At 45.0% G+C, this 20096-nt stretch carries 17 protein-coding genes and 1 tRNA gene; 9 read left to right on the forward strand and 9 right to left on the reverse strand.

Going from position 1 to position 20096, the window contains the following annotated elements; translation table 11 throughout:
- Positions 1-286: 286 nt before the first annotated feature.
- The 5 genes from BLR32_RS06130 to recQ form a co-directional block, all read right to left on the reverse strand.
- Positions 287-1138, reverse strand: a complete 852-nt coding sequence (locus BLR32_RS06130) for a hypothetical protein (RefSeq protein ID WP_089829558.1) — start codon at positions 1136-1138, stop codon at positions 287-289.
- Between the two features lie 6 nt (positions 1139-1144).
- Positions 1145-2029: a DUF488 domain-containing protein gene (locus BLR32_RS06135; protein ID WP_089829560.1), complete on the reverse strand. Its 885-nt coding sequence runs from the start codon at positions 2027-2029 to the stop codon at positions 1145-1147.
- Positions 2030-2159: 130 nt separating this feature from the next.
- Positions 2160-2232: transfer RNA gene (locus BLR32_RS06140), tRNA-Phe, on the reverse strand.
- Positions 2233-2302: 70 nt separating this feature from the next.
- The gene (locus BLR32_RS06145) at positions 2303-3073 is read right to left on the reverse strand and encodes a DUF3050 domain-containing protein (RefSeq protein WP_089829562.1); all 771 of its coding nucleotides are present in this window, start codon (positions 3071-3073) and stop codon (positions 2303-2305) included.
- A 20-nt stretch (positions 3074-3093) separates the two neighbouring features.
- Positions 3094-5295 carry a DNA helicase RecQ gene (gene recQ / locus BLR32_RS06150; RefSeq protein ID WP_089829564.1) on the reverse strand — a complete coding sequence of 734 codons (2202 nt, stop codon included), beginning with the start codon at positions 5293-5295 and terminating at the stop codon, positions 3094-3096.
- 304 nt (positions 5296-5599) lie between these two features.
- Between recQ and BLR32_RS06155 the strand changes: the two genes are divergently transcribed.
- The 3 genes from BLR32_RS06155 to BLR32_RS06165 all read left to right on the forward strand — a co-directional run bounded on the left by BLR32_RS06155 (position 5600) and on the right by BLR32_RS06165 (position 8885).
- Positions 5600-6574, forward strand: a complete 975-nt coding sequence (locus BLR32_RS06155) for a KpsF/GutQ family sugar-phosphate isomerase (RefSeq protein ID WP_089829565.1) — start codon at positions 5600-5602, stop codon at positions 6572-6574.
- A 1-nt stretch (position 6575) separates the two neighbouring features.
- A complete protein-coding gene (locus BLR32_RS06160; protein WP_089829567.1) occupies positions 6576-7667 on the forward strand; it encodes a mannose-1-phosphate guanylyltransferase in 1092 nt (363 codons plus the stop codon).
- An 84-nt stretch (positions 7668-7751) separates the two neighbouring features.
- Positions 7752-8885, forward strand: coding sequence for a methionine aminotransferase (locus BLR32_RS06165; protein WP_089829568.1), 1134 nt, complete (start codon positions 7752-7754; stop codon positions 8883-8885).
- 91 nt (positions 8886-8976) lie between these two features.
- Here the strand turns inward: BLR32_RS06165 and BLR32_RS06170 are convergent, their stop codons facing one another.
- From BLR32_RS06170 to BLR32_RS06180, 3 genes are all read right to left on the reverse strand, one after another.
- A complete protein-coding gene (locus BLR32_RS06170) occupies positions 8977-9657 on the reverse strand; it encodes a carbonic anhydrase family protein (RefSeq protein WP_089829570.1) in 681 nt (226 codons plus the stop codon).
- Between the two features lie 52 nt (positions 9658-9709).
- Positions 9710-11356 (reverse strand): SulP family inorganic anion transporter, encoded by a 1647-nt coding sequence (locus tag BLR32_RS06175; RefSeq protein ID WP_089829571.1) that lies wholly within the window; start codon positions 11354-11356, stop codon positions 9710-9712.
- 215 nt (positions 11357-11571) lie between these two features.
- The gene (locus BLR32_RS06180) at positions 11572-11862 is read right to left on the reverse strand and encodes a hypothetical protein (protein WP_089829573.1); all 291 of its coding nucleotides are present in this window, start codon (positions 11860-11862) and stop codon (positions 11572-11574) included.
- A 690-nt stretch (positions 11863-12552) separates the two neighbouring features.
- Between BLR32_RS06180 and BLR32_RS06185 the strand changes: the two genes are divergently transcribed.
- The 4 genes from BLR32_RS06185 (at position 12553) to BLR32_RS06200 (ending at position 17988) form a co-directional block, all read left to right on the forward strand.
- On the forward strand, positions 12553-12879 hold the full coding sequence (locus tag BLR32_RS06185; RefSeq protein ID WP_089829575.1) for a PadR family transcriptional regulator: 327 nt from the start codon (positions 12553-12555) through the stop codon (positions 12877-12879).
- A gap of 43 nt (positions 12880-12922) precedes the next feature.
- Positions 12923-14704 carry a PspC domain-containing protein gene (locus BLR32_RS06190; protein ID WP_089829577.1) on the forward strand — a complete coding sequence of 594 codons (1782 nt, stop codon included), beginning with the start codon at positions 12923-12925 and terminating at the stop codon, positions 14702-14704.
- 181 nt (positions 14705-14885) lie between these two features.
- Positions 14886-17021, forward strand: a complete 2136-nt coding sequence (gene feoB / locus BLR32_RS06195) for a ferrous iron transport protein B (RefSeq protein WP_089829579.1) — start codon at positions 14886-14888, stop codon at positions 17019-17021.
- Positions 17022-17079: 58 nt separating this feature from the next.
- Positions 17080-17988, forward strand: coding sequence for a M28 family peptidase (locus BLR32_RS06200; RefSeq protein ID WP_089829581.1), 909 nt, complete (start codon positions 17080-17082; stop codon positions 17986-17988).
- Here the strand turns inward: BLR32_RS06200 and BLR32_RS06205 are convergent.
- Positions 17928-18602, reverse strand: a complete 675-nt coding sequence (locus BLR32_RS06205; RefSeq protein ID WP_089829583.1) for a hypothetical protein — start codon at positions 18600-18602, stop codon at positions 17928-17930. The genes BLR32_RS06200 and BLR32_RS06205 overlap by 61 nt on opposite strands.
- Positions 18603-18666: 64 nt before the next feature.
- Here BLR32_RS06205 and paaA point away from each other — a divergent pair, with 64 nt between their 5' ends.
- The gene (paaA, locus tag BLR32_RS06210) at positions 18667-19671 is read left to right on the forward strand and encodes a 1,2-phenylacetyl-CoA epoxidase subunit PaaA (RefSeq protein WP_089829584.1); all 1005 of its coding nucleotides are present in this window, start codon (positions 18667-18669) and stop codon (positions 19669-19671) included.
- 40 nt (positions 19672-19711) lie between these two features.
- Complete coding sequence (locus BLR32_RS06215; RefSeq protein WP_089829587.1) at positions 19712-20080, forward strand: 1,2-phenylacetyl-CoA epoxidase subunit B; 369 nt, start codon at positions 19712-19714, stop codon at positions 20078-20080.
- The last annotated feature ends 16 nt before the right edge of the window (positions 20081-20096 follow it).

The raw sequence follows: 20096 nt of genomic DNA on the forward strand, positions 1-20096 counted from the left end.
AAGCGTCGCCAGTACTTTCATGCTGGCGTGAAAGTTAGCACAACCAGTTAACCATTTAACCACTACTCATGGGGAACACAAGGCGCCGGGGAGGTCTTCTTCTTCGGTGCCTGTTCCTCGCTGAGTAAAGAGCAAGCGTGAGGTTCTGACTATTCCAATCTTATTTAGGAGGGCATTTATGTAATGATCTGCCACAACCATTAAAATGCCTATGTTGGGAGTTATATAAACGATTGTCGTAAGTAATGTGGGCTCATCTTAAATCGGAGTTGTGTGAAAATTGGTGCTAAAATAATGACGTCTGGAGATCTACTTTGGGAATTTCTTTTTTAGGGTAAAAAACGCCGATGATTACAAATGGGTTCTTTGCCCGGCGCATGTGCCACTCTCTTGTTGTGCCCATAAAAAGATACAGATCTTTTTCCTTAAACTCATCTTCGTACTTAGTCTTAACCTTCTGAAGAGCCTCTGCCTCTGCTTCAACTTTATCTCCTTTAGCGCGGGCCAGGCAGTTCCAATATAAAGCCCCTATTTCCCAGTCTTCAATCATTAACTTCCGCTGCTTCCCTGTTTCATCTGTAAAGACATAGCTAAACTTATAAGGAAGTTTTGGGATTACTATTTCTGGGTCTTTTCCTGGCAGGAATAAGTCACCCTGTTTGCGGAGGTTCTTCCATTCGTTTTTCCATTCTCTTTCTGTTTCTACCCATTCAAGTCTTACAATACTTGCAGGCTTAAAGACAGCTAAAGAGACATTCTTTGGCGACTTTGAGTCATCAATAAGGATATCCATGTTTGTATAAACATTGCGGAGGCAAACATCCTTTCTGGCTTGCCAATTATTTTTTGTATCGAGGCGCTCACCAATTATCAGGTCACGGAAATCATAGTTTACCGGAGAATGGCTTTCTGGTCTAAAATCATCCGTTCTTTTTTTTAGGTCAAGTTCAATCCAGGTGTATTTTACATTTTGGACTTGTCCACTCCCTTTAAGGTCGCCTAAAAAGCTAAGAGGAACCGGATAGATCCTAATCATTTCCCCAGTCTCAAGTATTCCTGCAGTACAAACTAGTTCGTCGTGGCTTCTTGATGGAAGAGGATAGGTGGTAACAGTTATAAGGACTTTTTTGGGGGGCATATAATTCTATATATGTTTTACTTCATACTCGAAGCCCGGTAGCGTTTTTATTGCATTTGCTAAATGACTTCTATGACATTGGCAATAGTTTGCCTCAAAGCAAGTTAAAGCAATTCGTTTATATTCTTGCAGGATTTTTAAGATAGTGATTTGAGTATCAATTGTTTTTGGGATATTATTCTCACGATAATCAGCAAATAATCTATCGTAATCTGCCTGTGTATCTAAAGCCTGCCTTTTATCTGACACAATACCTACCTCGGGGAAATGCATGTATATAATGCCCAAGCTCTCACAATAGCGTTTAAGTTGGCTTTTACTAAAGCCAAATTTCATGCTCAGAGGATTATTGCGAACATCGACCAAAACTTTAACATCATTTCGAAGAAGGCGATTTAGGTAATCTTCTAAACTTCCTCCCTCATATCCAATTGTGTATAAAATCGTTTGGTTAGAAGAGGCCTTTTGCTTTTCTACTTTATCTAACTCGTCTTTTGATAAGATAGATGGAGCTTTTATACTATTGATAGCCCAATACGGGAAATTTCTGTATGTGTGCTTCATCAGCGCAATACTATTCATTTCGCCATAAAGCGTTTTTATACTTCTGAGTTTGGATAGATCAGTAGCCTTCAACTGATTAAAGTAACTGACAGCATCAATTTTTTGAAAACTCTTGTCTGTTTCAGCAAGTAAGCCTTTCGTCGTCATTGCAGTCATATCCGCATTTGCGGAATATGAGTAACAACCATACTTATAAGGGATAAAATCATAGTCCGCTTTCTCCTGTTTTTGGCAAAACAGAAACAACAACTTTTGTAGACGGATTTTTTCTAATTCGCCTTCAAAAAGCTCCAACAAAGAAAGTATGATTTTACGTCTATAAAACATGACTCTAAAGATAGAAGTTACGTGGCGTTCTGCCTAATCAGAATAGAAAACGAAAATAAGGATCAACAATGTTTATATCCAAAGAAAAAGGGTTTGACGTTTATTGCGTCAAACCCTTTATTACTTTTCGTGGTGTGAGGCGGGATCGAACCGCCGACACAAGGATTTTCAGTCCTTTGCTCTACCAACTGAGCTACCGCACCATCTTTTTTTTGTGTCCTTCTCGTGAAGGGATTGCAAAGATAAGCAAATTAAAAATTAACTTCCAAATTTTTATGCAACAAAACTTTTAATTTCTTCCAGGATCCCATTCCACAGTGCGTTTCGCTGTTCCAACGCAGCCTTCGATGCCTGTGCAGCCTGCTCCCATTTCACAGGATCATCACCACAAAGTTCCTGCACCATTTCCATGCCTAAATGACTATGATGATCGCCATCCACTTCTATATGTCTTTCCAGATAATATTTGAAGAGACTGATCTGTCCCGGGAATTGTCTGTCCAGATCTGTTACCAGTGCCAGGAACATATCCGGAATAAGATCTTCACGACCAAAAGTGAATACCGCCGCCTGCACATGTACAGGAGCAGTAGTGATCAGATCGAATGTATATTTCACAAAAGAATGCACCGCAGGTGGCAAGGTATCTAATACTGATGCAATTGATTTGCCGTTCTGTAACTGCTGCAGACAATCGGAAATACCGGAAGTATCCGCACCTGCCTGTTCCATTGCCTGCAGGTATAGTTCAAAATGACTGACACGCGTACCATCCGGAGCTACGTCACTTTCTTCACCAGTCACGATCTCATTGATGAGATAACGGGTAGCAGCGCTGCCCTTAGGTACCCATGGAATATCTGTACAGGTAAGATGTCTTTGTAATGACTTCAGCAATGACATGAAGTCCCATACGGCGAACACATGATACTGCATAAAAGAACGGAGATCTTCTATGCGTTGCATTTCGGTGTATAGCGGATGCTGTATAATCGTATCCCTGATGGGAGCAATGCTCGTTCTAATGTGTTGTATGCCAGTCATGTACGGTTAAGATTCAGCTATTAGTTGCCATATACCACCAGGAACTTGATACGCATGAGTTTCAGCTGTTCAATAGTGTAATCGCTTTCTATCAGTTCCTCACGAGCCAGCGCCAGACTTGAAGTCTCACAGCCTTTGAAATATTCCATGATCTCATCCTGGGCATAGTCGTCCAGTTCTTCATCCAGACAATAATCCAGATTGAGTTTAGTACCGCTCGCCACAATGGTTTCCATTTCATCCAGCAACTGTGGAATGGTTAATTCCTTATTGCGGGCAATGGTTTCCAGCGGCATTTTTTTATCAATATTCTGGATGATAAATACTTTCAGACCACTCTTATTCACCACGCTCTTCATCACGAAGTCGTCGGGCTTTACGATATCATTCTCTTCCACATATTTGGAGATCACGTCCACAAACTGCTTACCGTAGCGGATCGCTTTACCCTTACTGACACCCTGGATCTTTTCCAGCTCCTGTACTGTAGTTGGATATTGTGTGGCCATGTCTTCCAGCGAAGTTTCCAGGAAGATCACAAAAGGAGGCAGGTTTTTTTCTTTGGCTACCTTCTTACGCAATTCCTTCAGCATTTCGAACAGCACGGTATCTGCAGATGCCTGGCCTTCAGTAGCAACGTCGTCATCTTCTCCACCGTCTTCTTCAAACTGGTGGTTCAGGGAGACCATGATGGAATACGGTTCTTTCAGGAATTTGTGTCCTTTATCCGTGATCTTCAGCAGACCATATTCTTCAATATCCTTTTCTATAAGGTCTTCCAGCATCATCTGGCGAATGAGGGAATTCCAGAAGTGAGCGTCAAATTCTTTACCCTCGCCAAATACTTCCAGCTGATTATGTTGATAAGTGGTAATCTGCGGATTCACTTTACCTGTGATAATATTCACCACGTAATCACTACCGAAGCGCTCTTCCAATGCTTTAATAGCATTGAGCACGATCACTACCCGGTTCTTAACTTCTATCTTCTCTTTTGGATTCCGGCAGTTATCGCAGGCATTATTACACTGAGACTCTTCATACTTTTCACCAAAGTAGTGGAGGATCACCTTTCTGCGGCAGGCAGAGCTTTCTGCATACGCTACCGTTTCATTAATGAGCTGTGCGCCCATTTCTCTCTCACTCAATGGTTTATCGCGCATGAGGTGCTCCAGCTTTTGTACGTCCTTATAGGAGTAAAAGCAGACACAGATACCTTCCAGTCCATCACGGCCAGCGCGGCCCGTTTCCTGGTAATAGTTTTCCAGGCTTTTGGGAATATTATAGTGAATTACGAAACGAACATCGGGTTTATCGATTCCCATACCGAAGGCAATGGTAGCCACGATCACATCCACATCTTCATGGAGGAACATATCCTGGCGCTGGGCACGGGTACCCGCATCCAGACCGGCATGGTAGGCAACAGCTTTAATGTTGTTAGCCACCAGCATATCTGCCAGCTCCTCCGTGGTTTTACGATTGAGCGTATATATGATACCGCTTTTCCCTTTATGTTGGTGGATAAACTTGACGATCTCCCTGATGGTCTGGTCCTTTTTGCGTTTAGGACGGATCTCGTAATACAGGTTAGGCCTGTTAAAAGAAGAAAGGAATACCTGCGGGTCACGCAAGCCCAGGTTCTTTACGATATCGCTCTGTACTTTAGGTGTGGCAGTAGCCGTCAGGGCGATAATAGGAAGATTGCCATTGATCTGTTCAATCATCTCCTTCAGGCGGCGGTACTCCGGACGGAAGTCATGCCCCCATTCCGAGATACAGTGCGCCTCATCTACGGCGATGAAAGAGATCTCCAGTTCCTTGAAGAACTCCAGGTTTTCCTGCTTGGTCAGCGTTTCCGGTGCTACATAGAGCATTTTGGTCTTGCCTGCAAGCAGATCCGTTCTTACTTTTTTTATCTGTGCTTTTGACAGGGTAGAATTGAGAAAGTGCGCCACGTTATCTTTACTGCTGTATGAGCGGACCAGGTCCACCTGGTTTTTCATTAAAGCAATAAGAGGGGATACTATCAGCGCGCAACCCGGACTCATAAGAGCCGGTAATTGATAACATAAAGATTTTCCTCCGCCGGTTGGCATTATAACAAAAGTATCTTTACCGGCTAGGATGCTTTTGATGATGATTTCCTGGTTCCCTTTGAAGGAATCAAACCCAAAGTGTTCCCGTAATGCATCTATCAAACTTACCTTTACAACAGCCATTGCATTCAAATTTAAAACAAATAAACTCTAAAGAAAGTAACAAATTATGGATATTGTTTATGTGTTTTTTAGGGGACACGAAGTTAACTAAAAATGCGCTGACCGGCAATTATTTTATGCGGTTTAGGCACTTATAGCTCATTCCAATACCCGTTCAGCCTGCATTTAGCGGCCTCCCGAATCCACAGTTTGGAAAGGAAAATGGAGCGATGAGGAAAAATCTGCCCGGAATGGCTCCTTATTATAAAATAAGACAATATCATCAGCTTAATCTGCTGAATCATAGTTAACTTTGTGGCTGCCCATGAAAAATAGAACGGTTATTAATATTGCCGAGGTGGCAACCAGGACATTGAACCTGGAGGCTGCAGCAATTTCTGAACTCAGGCAATACATCAATAGTGATTTTGAACAGGCGGTAGAATTGATTGCACATTGTGCCGGACGACTAGTTGTATCCGGTATAGGTAAAAGCGCAATTATCGGTCAGAAGATTGTAGCAACATTGAATTCCACTGGCACTCCTGCGATTTTTATGCATGCTGCGGATGCTATCCACGGGGATCTGGGCATGATCCAGGAGGATGATATAATCTTATGTATTTCAAAGAGCGGTAACTCACCTGAAATAAAGGTATTGGTCCCTTTAGTGAAAAACTTTGGGAATAAGCTGATTGGCATGGTGGGAAATATGGATTCTTTCCTCGCAAGGGAATCAGATCTGGTATTAAATACCACAGTTAGCCAGGAAGCCTGTCCCAATAACCTGGCCCCGACAACCAGTACTACCGCCCAACTGGCAATGGGAGACGCACTGGCTGTATGCCTTATAGAATGGCACGGATTTACGGCTTCAGATTTTGCGAAGTTTCATCCGGGAGGCACGCTAGGTAAAAAATTATATCTCAAAGTAGGAGATCTGAGTCGCCTTCACAAAGCTCCACAGGTGGAGAGAGGCAGTTCTTTAAAAGAGATCATTGTAACGATCTCGTCCGGCATGCTGGGTGTAACAGCCGTACTGGAGGCGGATGGATCACTGGGAGGAATTATTACAGACGGAGACCTTCGTCGTATGCTCGAAAAGGGCATACAGGCGGAAAGTGTTACTGCTGAAAGTATCATGTCAAAGTACCCGAAAACGATCCAGGAAGATGAATTAGCCATCAATGCCCTGGAGAAAATGAGAGAACATGATATCACACAACTATTGGTTTTGCGAGATAAACAATATATAGGCATCATTCATTTACATGATTTAATCAGGGAAGGAATTATATAAGATGACAGCTGTGAACAGGCATTTTTACGTGGCCATTATGGCCGGGGGAATAGGTAGTCGTTTCTGGCCCTACAGCCGCACTGATCACCCCAAACAATTCCTGGATATTCTAAATACCGGGAAAACCTTGTTACAATGGACCTTCGAGCGGTTCGCACAATTTATTCCAAGTGAGAATATTTTCATTGTCACACACCATCACTATGTATCAAAGGTGAAGGAACAGCTTCCCGAGTTGAAGGTGGAAAACATCGTGAGTGAACCCTCCCGGAAAAATACTGCTCCCTGCATCGCTTACATTTCCCATAAGATAAACAGGCAGGATCCTAAGGCCAATATCATCTGCGCACCGGCAGACCATCTGATCATGGATCCTATCTCCTTCGCCAGTACCTGTCTGAACGCATTGATGTTTGTACAGAAACACAGTGCCCTGGTGACGCTGGGTATTAAACCTACCCGTCCTGATACCGGCTATGGCTATATCCAGTTTGAAACACAACAGGTGGCAGATAATGTGTACCCCGTAAAGACATTTACCGAAAAGCCCAACCTGGAGCTGGCAAAGACATTCCTGCAAAGCGGAGACTTTCTCTGGAATGCCGGGATCTTTGTGTGGAACGTAAAGACAATACTGACCGCCTTTAGTAAATATCTTCCGGAAATAGACGAGCTGTTCGTGCAGAGTGTAAGCAAGTTGAACACGCCTGAAGAAAAGAAAGTAATAGAGACGATTTATCCACAGTGTACAAATATTTCCATTGATTATGCCATCATGGAAAAAGCAGACAACGTATATGTGATCCCGTCTAATTTCGGATGGAGCGATCTTGGTACATGGGCATCTGCATACGAAAACCTGGAAAGAGATGAAGATGGCAATGCCGTACAGGGTAAAAATGTAATGCTGGTCGATGCCACCAACTGTATGGTGAAGGCGCCACAAGAGAAGCTGCTGGTCATACAGGGCCTTGATGAGTTCATCGTAGTAGATACTTCTGATGTATTACTGATCTGTAAAAAGGAAAACGAACAACAGATCAAGGAATATGTGGCCGAAGTAAAAAGAAATAAGGGAGAAAAGTTCCTTTAAACAATAAAAGCTTGAACGGATGATCAATTACGGATTACATGTTTTAAATTCAGACATTAATTCGCAATTGATCATCCGTTTTTTATGTCAAAACTTCCTAAGGTAGGTACCACCATATTCTCTGTCATGTCTGCGCTTGCTGCGCAACACAAAGCCATTAATCTCTCACAGGGCTTCCCCGATTTTGATTGTGATGAATTGTTGAAAAGACTGGTAAATGATGCCATGGAGGATGGGTATAATCAATATGCTCCCATGCCGGGTATTATTCCGCTAAGAGAAGTGATAGCACAAAAGATCGAAAGTCTCTACGCGCAACAGGTAAATCCGGATACAGAGATTACGATCACGCCCGGAGGCACCTATGCGATCTTTACTGCTATTGCTACGTGTATTGGTCCCGGTGACGAAGTCATTATATTTGAACCCGCCTACGATAGCTATATTCCCAACGTATTGGTGAACGGTGGTGTACCGGTATTGATTCCCCTGTCTTTTCCTGATTATAGTATTGACTGGAACCTGGTGCGTAGTAAGATCACGCCGCGTACAAAGATGATCATGATCAATACCCCGCACAATCCTACCGCTAGTATCATTAGCCGGGAAGACCTGGAAGAACTGCAAAAGATTGTGACAGAACATAACCTGCTTGTATTGTCCGACGAGGTATATGAGCATCTGGTATATGATGGGGAAGCGCACCTCAGTATATTGCGTTATCCGGAATTACTGCGCAACAGTTTTGTAACCTTCTCCTTCGGAAAGGTATTCCACAACACGGGTTGGAAAATGGGCTATTGTGTAGCGCCTGCGCATCTGATGGCAGAATACCGGAAAGTGCATCAGTACCTGTGTTTCTCTGTGAATACACCTATGCAATATGGGCTTTCCCGCTATCTTCAGACGCCGGAACACTATCTCTCCCTGCCAGGCTTTTACCAGCAGAAAAGGGATTATTTCCTGGAGCTGATGAAAGACACGCGCTTTACACCGCTGACCTCAAAAGGAAGTTATTTCCAGCTAATGCGTTATGACCGTATCTCGGATGAGGGAGACAAGGATTTTGCCACCCGTATTACGAAGGAATTTGGTGTGGCCAGCATCCCTGTATCCGCATTTTATGAAAATGGAAAGGATGATCATGTAGTGCGGTTCTGCTTTGCGAAGAAGATGGAAACACTGGAACAGGCAGCAGAACGACTCAGAAAGATATAAACATAGCATAAAGAAAAAAGCCACTCCTGGAGAAGAGCGGCTTTTCCTTTGTATATGACTACAAGCATGGCTTGTCAACTGTTGTTGGCCCTTAAGCGGTTACCGCTTCCAGCGCCTCTTTGAACGTCTCTCTACCTATCACCAGGGTGTCTTCATGGAAGGTTACCACGCCTGTTTCCACATTATACACAGCGCCGATAATGCCGATTTCGCCATTCAGGATCATGTCGCGCAGAATATGGCTCTGCTCCATGATAGCCTGTACCGAACGCTTAGTATGCAGGTCTGTTACTGCGTCTACAAATTCAGGGTTTGAAGATGTTCTGTTTTCTTTGATCGTCTTTTCAGCATACACTGCCGGAGTGATCTTACCCAGCAATCCGGTCAGGTTACCCATTTCCACTTTATCACAGGCGCCTTTAATAGCGCCGCATTTTGTATGTCCGAGTACAACGATAAATTTTGAGCCCGCTACTTTACAGGCATATTCAAGACTACCCAGTACATTATCAGAAATCACTGCACCTGCCAGACGGATACTGAAGATGTCGCCCAGTCCCTGGTCAAAAATGAGTTCTGCAGATGTACGGGAGTCCATACAGCTTACAATAGCAGCCATTGGCCACTGACCATCACGGGTTTCATTTACCTGCTCCAGAAGGTTGCGGTGCAGTCTAAGGTTGTCTACAAAACGCGCGTTACCATTTTTGAGAAGCTCATATGCCTGAGCGGGAGTGATATTTGACTGGGATGCTTTATTTAATGTTTTCATTTTTTTCAACTTTTACTGTTTTAATAATTAATCCTTTCCTGCTGCGGCTGTTTTAATTCAGCTGCAGCTCTTTCAACAATTGTTCATGATTCCCGGTAATGGTATGCACATGACCGCTGGCGATCTTTTCCTGGTGTTCAGGAGAGATATTTTCTGTATTCGGAAGTTTGTATTGTTCCCTGAATCCGGTCAGGATCACAGTGATATTTTTCTCAACGGCTTTTACATCTTTAAACTCACGGATTGTTTCCAGTACGTCAAAGTCTATGTAAGTCGTTTTGCTTGCGTCTATTACTACTGTGGTATTTTCCGGCATATGATCCAGCGTCAGCAGAATGCTTGCTTTGTTCAGGAAGGATACTTCCTGCGCCAGTTCGAGGATGATACTATCGCCGGTTCTGTATTTTTCCTTACGGAAGAAATAAGAGCTGCGGATATTACCACGCAAGATGGCGATCACACTTACCGCCATACCAAGGGCGATACCGATCAGCAGGTCTGTAAATACGATGGCGACTACTGTTACCACGAATGGGATCCACTGGTATTTACCATTCTTAAACATCTCTTTGAAGATGGAGATCTTACACAGTTTGTAACCGGTTACCAGCAGTACTGCCGCCAGTGTAGCCAGTGGGATCTTATTCAGTAAGGATGGTATCAGTGCGGCACAAACCAGCAGTAAGGATCCATGTATGATGGTAGAAAACCTGCTGCGGGCGCCGGCGTTGATATTTGCAGAGGAGCGCACAATCACGGATGTGACAGGCAAACCACCCAGCATACCACTTATAATGTTACCGATACCCTGGGCCCGTAATTCCCGGTTAGGGGAGGAGTACCTTTTCTGCGGATCCAGTTTATCGGTCGCTTCCAGGTTTAGCAGTGTTTCTATAGAAGCTACGATCGCGATGGTAGCTCCTACGATCCATACATCCTTATTGGTAATGGCGCTGAAATCCGGCAGACTAAACTGGCCGATAAAAGAATTGAAATCTTTCGCCACAGGCAGACTTACCAGGTGGCTCGGCGCAACTGCCAGTACACTGCCGGTTGCAATAAAAAGGGCATTCAGACCCACACCAACAAGTACTGCTACCAGTGGCGCAGGGATTATACCCACTTTCGGGATCTTATTCCAGTAGAGAATGATCGCTATTGAAACCAGGGTAATTAATGTTGCCCCAAGATGAATATGATTCAATGTGGAGAGTAAAGCGGTGATGCTGTTATCTCCATCTATCTGGATGAATGCGAAATCTCCTTCAGAGTCGGCGTCATAACCGAAAGCATGCGGTAACTGCTTCAGGATAATAATGATACCGATAGCGGTCAGCATCCCCTTGATGACATTGGATGGGAAGTAATTAGCTACAACACCCGCTTTTAACAGACCGAGTGCCAGCTGCATTACACCACCAACTACAACTGCCATTAAGAAGATGTCGAATACACCAAACTTGGTGATGGCGGTCAATACCACTGCCGTAAGACCGGCAGCTGGTCCGCTTACACTCAGTTGGGAACCACTTAGTGATCCGATCACCAAACCACCTACTATACCGGAAATCATTCCGGCAAATAAAGGAGCTCCTGATGCCAGGGCAATACCCAGGCAAAGAGGTACCGCTATCAGAAATACAACAAGACCGGCCGAGAAATCACTCTTCAGGTTGGAGAATATAGATTGCCTGCTCATAGTCAGAAGGATTTAGAAACGCAATGCGTTGAAAACAGAGAATACGTCTGCCATAGTACTACCAGGCATAGTGACGGTACTCCTGTTAAGTGAATGAAATATGGATAATAGTAAATGAAGCGCAGTATGATGCGCCCGGAAAGTGAAGAATATGCGTTAGCAGCATGTCTTGAATGCCTTCTCAGGCAATCAACGAGGGCTAAAGCATAATACTATTAACAGTTGGGTGGGGGACAGTGGATCTCGCGGGCAGGACTCTGGGGAATTTCCGCAAAGAAGTTATAATGAAGACTTTTTACCAGTAACGAAGGTTCAAACTGGAGGGTATTGTCATGCTTCAGGAACTTTAATTCCTTACCCAGTTTTACCAGATCTCCGCAACCACCATCTTCTACAGGATGTTCTTCGACGATCTGATTATTGAACAATAGCCTCCCCATCTCCTTGATTGGAAGGAGCTGTGTGCACATCAGTGCCAGGAGGAATATGCCAATAATTCTTTTCATCGTTCCGTACAAAAATAGGTAAGCCGAAGTCGACTTTGTAAATATACCATTTAAAAAAATGTTAAATCACCTTTTATGATGAATGGCTGTAACCTATAAGGTTCAATTTCAGAGCATTCTCTGGCAAACCAGGGCTTTTTTCACTTCAGCACGGTCCTGCTTCTTTAGTCTTATTCTAATGCCAGTCCGCTCTGAGTTTCATCAGTCTTCTATATCTCCATATCGCTATACCGTCATCTGGATATCACTTTACCGGCATATCTATATCCCTTCGATATAGATATGCCGGTGAAATGATATGGAAATGCCGGTAAAATGATGAAGACAGTACGAGGAAGGATGCAATAAATAAGCATTCTCAATGAGATGTCTTTGCAAATTCCTTAATTATAAAGGAATTAATACTGGGGGTCTGGTGGTTCAGGAAAAATACCTACTTGGTACGTTCATACCGTTCTAATACCATTCATCACAAAAGGAAAATTTTTTAATCAGGCGAGAAGTGGTCCCCAATGCCCTGCCATGGCTGGATTTGGAGATTAACTGCGGTAATATCTAAAGCAAGTTATTTTGTTTTCTATGGTATTGTGTATTGCATAGTAGTATAAAGTTCCTATCTTTACACTGTAAATATCAAAAACCACCATTAGAAATGTACAAGTATCATTTTATTCATAAAGCTCACTTGCCATGAATATAGATAACACACAGTCACAGATGAGAAAAGGGGTGCTGGAATTCTGCATTCTCTCAGTCATCAAGCAAGGAGAAGCTTATCCTTCAGACATTATAGAAAAAATGAAAGAGGCGAAGCTGGACATCCTGGAGGGCACCCTTTACCCGCTACTCACACGACTTAAAAACGCAGAATTGCTCTCTTACCGATGGGTCGAAAGCAGTTCAGGACCGCCCAGGAAATATTTTTCCATGACCGAAAAGGGAGAATTGTTCTACAAGGAACTGGAAGCAACCTGGAACGAGCTGGCGAATGCGGTCACACAGCTCACAAGTAATTAACAAACTACCATCCAATAACCAAAACCTAAAATAGAGACTCGAAATGAAAAAGATTATTAACATAAACCTGGCAGGCCGCCTCATAGCTATAGAAGATAGCGCATATGAGATTTTGCGGCAATACCTGGATAGTCTGACGCGGTATTTTGCCCGCGAAGAGGGTGGGGATGAAATTGTGAGTGATATCGAGAGCCGCATAGCGGAACTGTTCCTGAATAAATTAAAAACGACCCATTGTATCACTGATGAGGATGTACAATCTGTGAAAGCAGCTATGGGCACTCCTGAGCAGTTTGACGAGGCCGAAGAAGGCAGTCAGAAGCAGGCTCCTGCAAACGATCCGGTATATGATAGTATACGCCCGCGTAAGAGACTGTACCGCGATCCGGACAGTAAAGTACTGGGCGGCGTGTGCGGAGGCCTGGGTGCTTACCTGAACGTAGACCCGGTGGTATTCCGTATCATATTTGCCCTCCTGGCCATCGGTGGCTTTGGTACCGGCATCCTTGTATACTTTATCCTCTGGGTAGTAACTCCCGAAGCCAACACTGCAGCTGAAAAGCTGCAGATGAGGGGCGAGAAGGTAGATGTGCATAACATCAGAACTACCGTACAGGATGAGCTCAACGCGGCAAAAGGTCATCTGAAGAACTTCGGAAATGACGTAAGAAATTTTTCCCAGGGCCGCGGAAGACAATTTGGAAGTGATATAGAAAGGATTTTTCGCAACCTCTTTGAAGGATTAGGAAAAGTCCTGCTGTTACTGACCAAGGGATTCTTTTATTTTCTTGCGGTAGTGATCCTGCTTTCCCTCATCGGTGTAGGAATTGCCATCACCGCATCTTCTGCGGCCCTCTTCCCACTTAAGAACCTGATACTGGCTGGTCCCTTACAGAACCTGCTGCTGTGGGTGTCTATATTATTCCTGATCGGTATTCCCATTGTGGCGCTGATCATATTCTTTGTCCGCAAAGCAACCGGCATAAAAGAAGCCAACCGCTATGTAGGGTATACCCTCAGCCTGCTCTGGTTTGCAGGATTGATTTCCGCTATCGTATTGATAGTTTCTGTAATAAAAGACTTCCGTACCGGCAGTACTCCTATAAAAGAAAAATTTGCACTCGTGCAACCTTCTGGCAAAACGTTAGTCATTAAACAGTCGGAAGATTATACCGGCATCGACGAGATAGAATTTTTCGACGATATTTTACGAGTAGCCGAAGACACCGTTATCATCAATACGGCCAGAATAAAAGTGGAGAAGAGCGACACCGATAGTTTCGAAGTGTATGTTGAGCGCTACTCCCGGGGTAGAAGAGTGTCCCAGGCAAGGGAACTGGCCAGAGAAATACAATACCAGATCGTTCAGAAGGATTCCATTCTTTATGTACCCAATGGAATATCCATCCCGACCAATTCAAAATTCAGAGGACAACATGTGAGGATCGTCGTGAAAGTACCAGCGAACAAACATATAGTGATGGACAAAAGCCTGAACTATTATAATAATCACTGGGACAATGATGATGACTGGGATGAGTGGGGACATTACCATCAGAAAGGCCAGGTTGAGTTCAAAATGAATGAAAATGGTTACCCGGAAGATCTTAACGTGGAGCATGGGAGCGACTCTGACAACAACAGTACTCCTGAAAACAAGGCGGATTCTGTAGAAAGGAATTATCGCTATAAGGGAGGAAACCAGGAAAATAAAACACCTGTAGAAGATAGCGGATCAGATAAAACGCCGGCTGCTAAACATAGTGAAGTCGCGCTGGACGGTATGAGTGTGATCGCCTACAGCTTCTATAAACTGATTAAGTGATGGGATTGTGAACCTGGAGAAAACTTTGTCATCACAATAAGTTCAATAGTTAAAGAAACACATACCACGGTTTTTACCGTGGTTTTTTTATGTCTCATCTTTTTTCCCGATCCGATATCAGCCCTGCCGTATTAATTCATAGTTTTGCTTTTTTAAACGTTTATCAGGATAAGGCTAAGGAATGCAGGCAACAAAAAAAGCAACGGTCAATATTGCGCTGGTAGGAAATCCAAATAGTGGGAAAAGTTCGCTCTTTAATGCGTTGACGGGTCTGAATCAGAAAGTTAGCAACTTTCCGGGCGTTACTGTCGACAAAAAGACGGGTGCCGCCACCATTTCTGCCAATCTGCAGGCCAATATTATCGATCTGCCGGGTACTTACAGCCTTTATCCTAAAAGCGCAGACGAGTTTGTTACCTACGATGTACTCGTAAACCCCTCCGCCGATGAACAGCCTGACATGATCCTCATTATAGCCGATGCCGCCAATCTGAAGCGGAACCTGCTCTTCTGTTCCCAGATCATGGACCTGAAAATTCCTGTCATTATTGGCCTTACCATGATGGACATCGCCCGGAAAAAAGGCGTGGAGATCGATGAGGCCGGGCTGGAAAGAGAATTAGGGGTACCGGTGGTGACAATTAATCCCCGGAAAAATAAGGGAATCCCGGAGCTGAAGAAGATGATCGACCTGTTGGCCCGGGAAAAACAATCCGTTCAGCCCCGCGATTTTATTGACAGCCAGGCACTGGCCCCGGAGGTTGTAACGGAAATCAGGAAGTATGTACAGGTAAAAAGCGACTATGCTGCCCTGCACGTGGCGGTAAATCACCACGAACTGCCATTCCTGAACGGCGGACAAAAGCTGGCTATTACCAACATCCTGCAAACATATCATTTCAATAAGACCAAGGTACAGGCGGAAGAGATCATGCAGCGCTATGCCCGGATCAAACACATCATGAAGAATTCCGTGGTGGAAGCCGATCCTTTGCAGAAACAGCTGCAGACGGAGAAACTGGATAACCTGCTGTTGCACCGCTTCTGGGGATATGTGATCCTGCTGGGGATCATGTTCTTTATGTTCCAGAGCATATTCTGGCTGGCATCTTTCCCGATGGATTGGATAGAGGCCGGTTTTGGTGCTGTAAGCGGCTGGCTGAAGGATGTGCTGCCGGACAATTGGCTGACGGATATCCTGGTGAATGGTATTATCGCTGGTTTAGGTGGTATTGCCGTATTCGTACCGCAGATCATGATCCTGTTTGCCTTCATTACTGTATTGGAAGATACCGGCTATATGGCCAGGATCAGTTTCCTGACCGACAGGCTGATGAGACAGGTGGGTTTAAATGGAAAATCAGTAATGCCGCTGATCAGTGGTGTGGCTTGTGCCGTACCCGCCATTATGGCCACCCGCAATATTGAAAACAGGAAGGAACGCCTGATCACTATTCTGATCACCCCTCTCATGAGCTGTTCTGCGCGTCTGCCTATTTATACCGTGATGATTGCCCTGGTGATACCCAATAAACCCGTGCTGGGCTTCCTGAACCTCCAGGGAGTGGTGATGATGGGATTATATTTACTGGGTTTCGTCATGGCCTTAATCATTGCCGCAATACTGAAGCTATTCATCTCTATAAAGGAAAAGAGCTATTTCATCATGGAACTGCCGGTATACAGGGCACCCCGCTGGGCGAATGTAGGCACTACCATGGTGCAGAAAGCTAAGATCTTCATTACCGACGCCGGTAAAGTGATCATGGTGATCTCCATCATCCTCTGGTTCCTTGCCTCCTATGGTCCCAGGGAGAAGATGCACCAGGTGACCGCTCAATATGAACAATTAAAGGCTGCGCATCCTGAACAAAAGGAACAGCTGGACATGGAACTGCAATCCGAAAAACTGGCAAATTCCTATGCCGGTGTATTAGGACATGCTATTGAACCGGTAATCCGTCCGCTGGGATACGACTGGAAGATCGGTATAGCGCTGATCACCTCCTTTGCTGCCCGTGAGGTGTTTGTGGGCACGATGGCGACCCTGTACAGTGTAGGTGAGTCTCCGGAGGATGGCGATGCTACGTTGCGTGAAAAGATGAGCAATGCCACCTGGAGGGATGGACGGCCGGTATATACCCTGGCCAGTGGCATCTCCCTGATGTTGTTCTACGCCTTTGCTATGCAGTGTATGAGTACCCTGGCCATTGTAAAAAGGGAGACGAAATCCTGGAAGTTCCCGGCTGTCCAGTTTGTGTATATGACCACATTGGCATATCTCTTTGGCCTGCTCGCATTTCAGTTGTTGAAATAGGTGGCTGGTAAGGGGCACGCAGTGAAATACCTTATATTGCACTATAACCACATAAGGTATGAAAATAGTCATCCACAGCTTGCTGCTTTTATTGGCTGTTAGTACACATGCTCAGTCATTAATAGACTCCACCCAGTTAATAAAAGATATACAGACCCTTTCTTCTGACAAATACGAAGGCCGGATGGCCGGCACCCGTGGCAGCCGACTGGCCCAGTTCTATCTTATCGGACGTTTTAAACAGGCAGGACTATCTGCATTCCACAACACATACGAGTATCCCTTCTATTTTAATATAGGAGAGAAGCAGATCATGGGTACCAATCTATTTGGCTACATCAAAGGGAAATCTGAATCCGCAATTGTTGTTTCCGCACACTACGACCATCTTGGAATACGCAGCAACACAACAGCTGGTAAAGACAGTATCTATAATGGCGCGGATGATAATGCCTCAGGGGTAGGAGGATTGCTGGCGCTGATGGCTTATTATCAGAAACACCAGCCCGAACATACCATGATCTTCGTGGCTTTTGATGGTGAGGAGGAAGGATTACAGGGAGCGAAAGCCTTTGTGAAGCAACCACCGGTGCCAATTACACAGATAGTGTTGAATATCAATATGGATATGATAGGCCGGAATGAAAAGAACGAATTGTATGTGTGTGGATTAACCCAATTCCCCGAGCTGAAAAAGTATGTGGATGATGGCGTCAATACCGGCGGAGCAGTGAAATTGCTTTCTGGTCACGATAAAAAAGACGAGGGACATAATAACTGGATCAACCAGAGCGATCACTATGAATTCTATAAATTAAAGATCCCCATGCTTTATTTCGGCGTGGAAGACCATCCTGATTACCACCAGGTATCGGATGAGTTCAAAGGCATCCTGCCATCTTTCTATTACCAGGCGGTGTTAAAAGTGCTGACCGTCCTGGAATCTGCTGATAAGGGAGTTAAATGAGGAGTAAGAGCGCCTTCCAGTGTTAATGCTGCCAGCGCTTCTCCAATAGAGCGCTTCCAGTTTTTCTGGGCGGCCGGGTCCTGTCCGTGGTTGGTTTCCCGGTCATACGCTTCCTGTAACTTATTCATTTCCCGGAAAGACTCAATGTATTGATACTGAATGATACTGTCGAAATCTTCAGCCGTCAGTTCGATACTTTTAATGCGTTGCTGGAACCTGAGTGCAACCAGCCAGGTAATATCAAAATGCAGTTGCTCATGCTCCAGGGCAAAGTCGTCCTTTGCAAAGGATTTGACCCAGGAAGCACTCTTTACAAAGAACACCTGTAATGTGAGGTTGATCTGCAAGGTATCTTTCCGCTGAAGGCTGTTGCCTTCATAGGCGAAACTGGTATAGGATACTGCGCCACTTGGTCCGCGGAGGGGAGGAGTGGCCTTAAAGTCGGCCCAGCGGAGTTTCCGGTGAGGCTGGTAAAACAGGCTGTCAGAGTTTGGATTTTCAGGCCGTCTGTCTGGTGAGAAGACCACCTTGATGACAGTAGGAGGTAGCGAGGCCTTCAGTGACCTGACAGGCTGCGGGAAACAACACCATATGAGCTGAAGGAATAAAAACATAGTACCTCCTCAGAGTTAAAGGTACATTTTTTCGTAACTTACAACCTACCAAAACAATCGCACTATGTACGGTGGCGGATATATTTTCGACGAACCCAACAGGAAACAGCAGCGGGAAGAACAACTGCATGATGATCCTGAAAAACTGGCCGCTTTTGAAGCGCGTATTGCCAGAGGGGAAAAAATTGAACCGGGCGACTGGATGCCGGCGGAATATCGCAGACAGCTCATACGACTGATCGAACAACACGCACATTCCGAAATAATAGGAGCCCTGCCAGAGGGTACCTGGATCACCCGGGCGCCGGGTTTCAAACGCAAACTGGCGCTGATTGCCAAGGTGCAGGACGAGGTAGGGCATGGACAACTGCTGTACAATGCAGCAGAAACACTGGGCAAATCCCGGGAAGCGATGATCAATGATCTGCTGAGCGGAAAGTCCAAGTATTCCAACGTCTTTAACTACCCGGCCGAAACCTGGGCCGACGTTACCGTGATCGGGTTCCTCATCGATGCTGCGGCAATTGTAAACCAGGTGGCCAATTCTAAAGGCTCCTACGGACCATACTGCCGCGCCCTGGAAAGGATCTGTTATGAAGAAAGCTTCCACCTGAAACAGGGACATGACGCCTTCATAGAACTGGCTACCGGTACGCCGGCCCAGAAGGCGATGCTGCAGGATGCGCTTAACCGCTGGTGGCAGCCTATCATGCATTTCTTCGGTCCGCCGGATAAAACCTCCAACCACAGCGAAAAGCTGATGCAATGGAAGGTGAAAATGGCCAGCAACGACGATATGCGTAACCAGTTCCTGGATGCATACGTCCCTAAGATATGGGAACTGGGACTCACCCTTCCTGATCCGCTGTTAAGAAAGAACCCGGATACAGGTAAATGGGAATACTCTGATCCTGATTGGGACCTCTTTTTTGAAGTGATCAAAGGGAATGGACCATGCAATAAAGAGAGACTGGATGTAAGGAAATGGGCAGAAGAACATGGGCGCTGGATCAGAAAAGCCCTCATGCGTCCTGAAGAAATGGAACGAAGTGCGCTCCCGGTGGCGTAATAGCCCCTCCACGTAATTATTATAATGTAGACCACGATTTATGAATGACTCACTAGATCCACGTGTTAACCGGCTCAGGTTAGATAAGAATGACGGCTCCTTTAAGGTAGAAGAAGGAGAGAACTGGAATGTATTCGAAGTATTTCACCAGGAAAAAAGAGGGGCGCACCACGAACATGTAGGATGCGTACATGCCCCCGACGCTAATCTGGCATTGATCTTTGCCAAGGAACAATTTGGACGCCGCAAGAAATGTGTGAATCTATGGGTAGTACGCAGCGCAGATATTCTCGCGTTCGACCTGGAAGATGAAGACATGTTTGCCAACAACCCGGACAAAACTTACCGGGATGCCAGCGGTTTCAAGGTCATGGAAAAGATCAACAAGTTTAAAGCACACACAAAATAGTCCCCCCACATATCCC

The sequence above is a fragment of the Chitinophaga filiformis genome (genome assembly GCF_900102545.1).
Lineage (GTDB): Bacteria > Bacteroidota > Bacteroidia > Chitinophagales > Chitinophagaceae > Chitinophaga > Chitinophaga filiformis.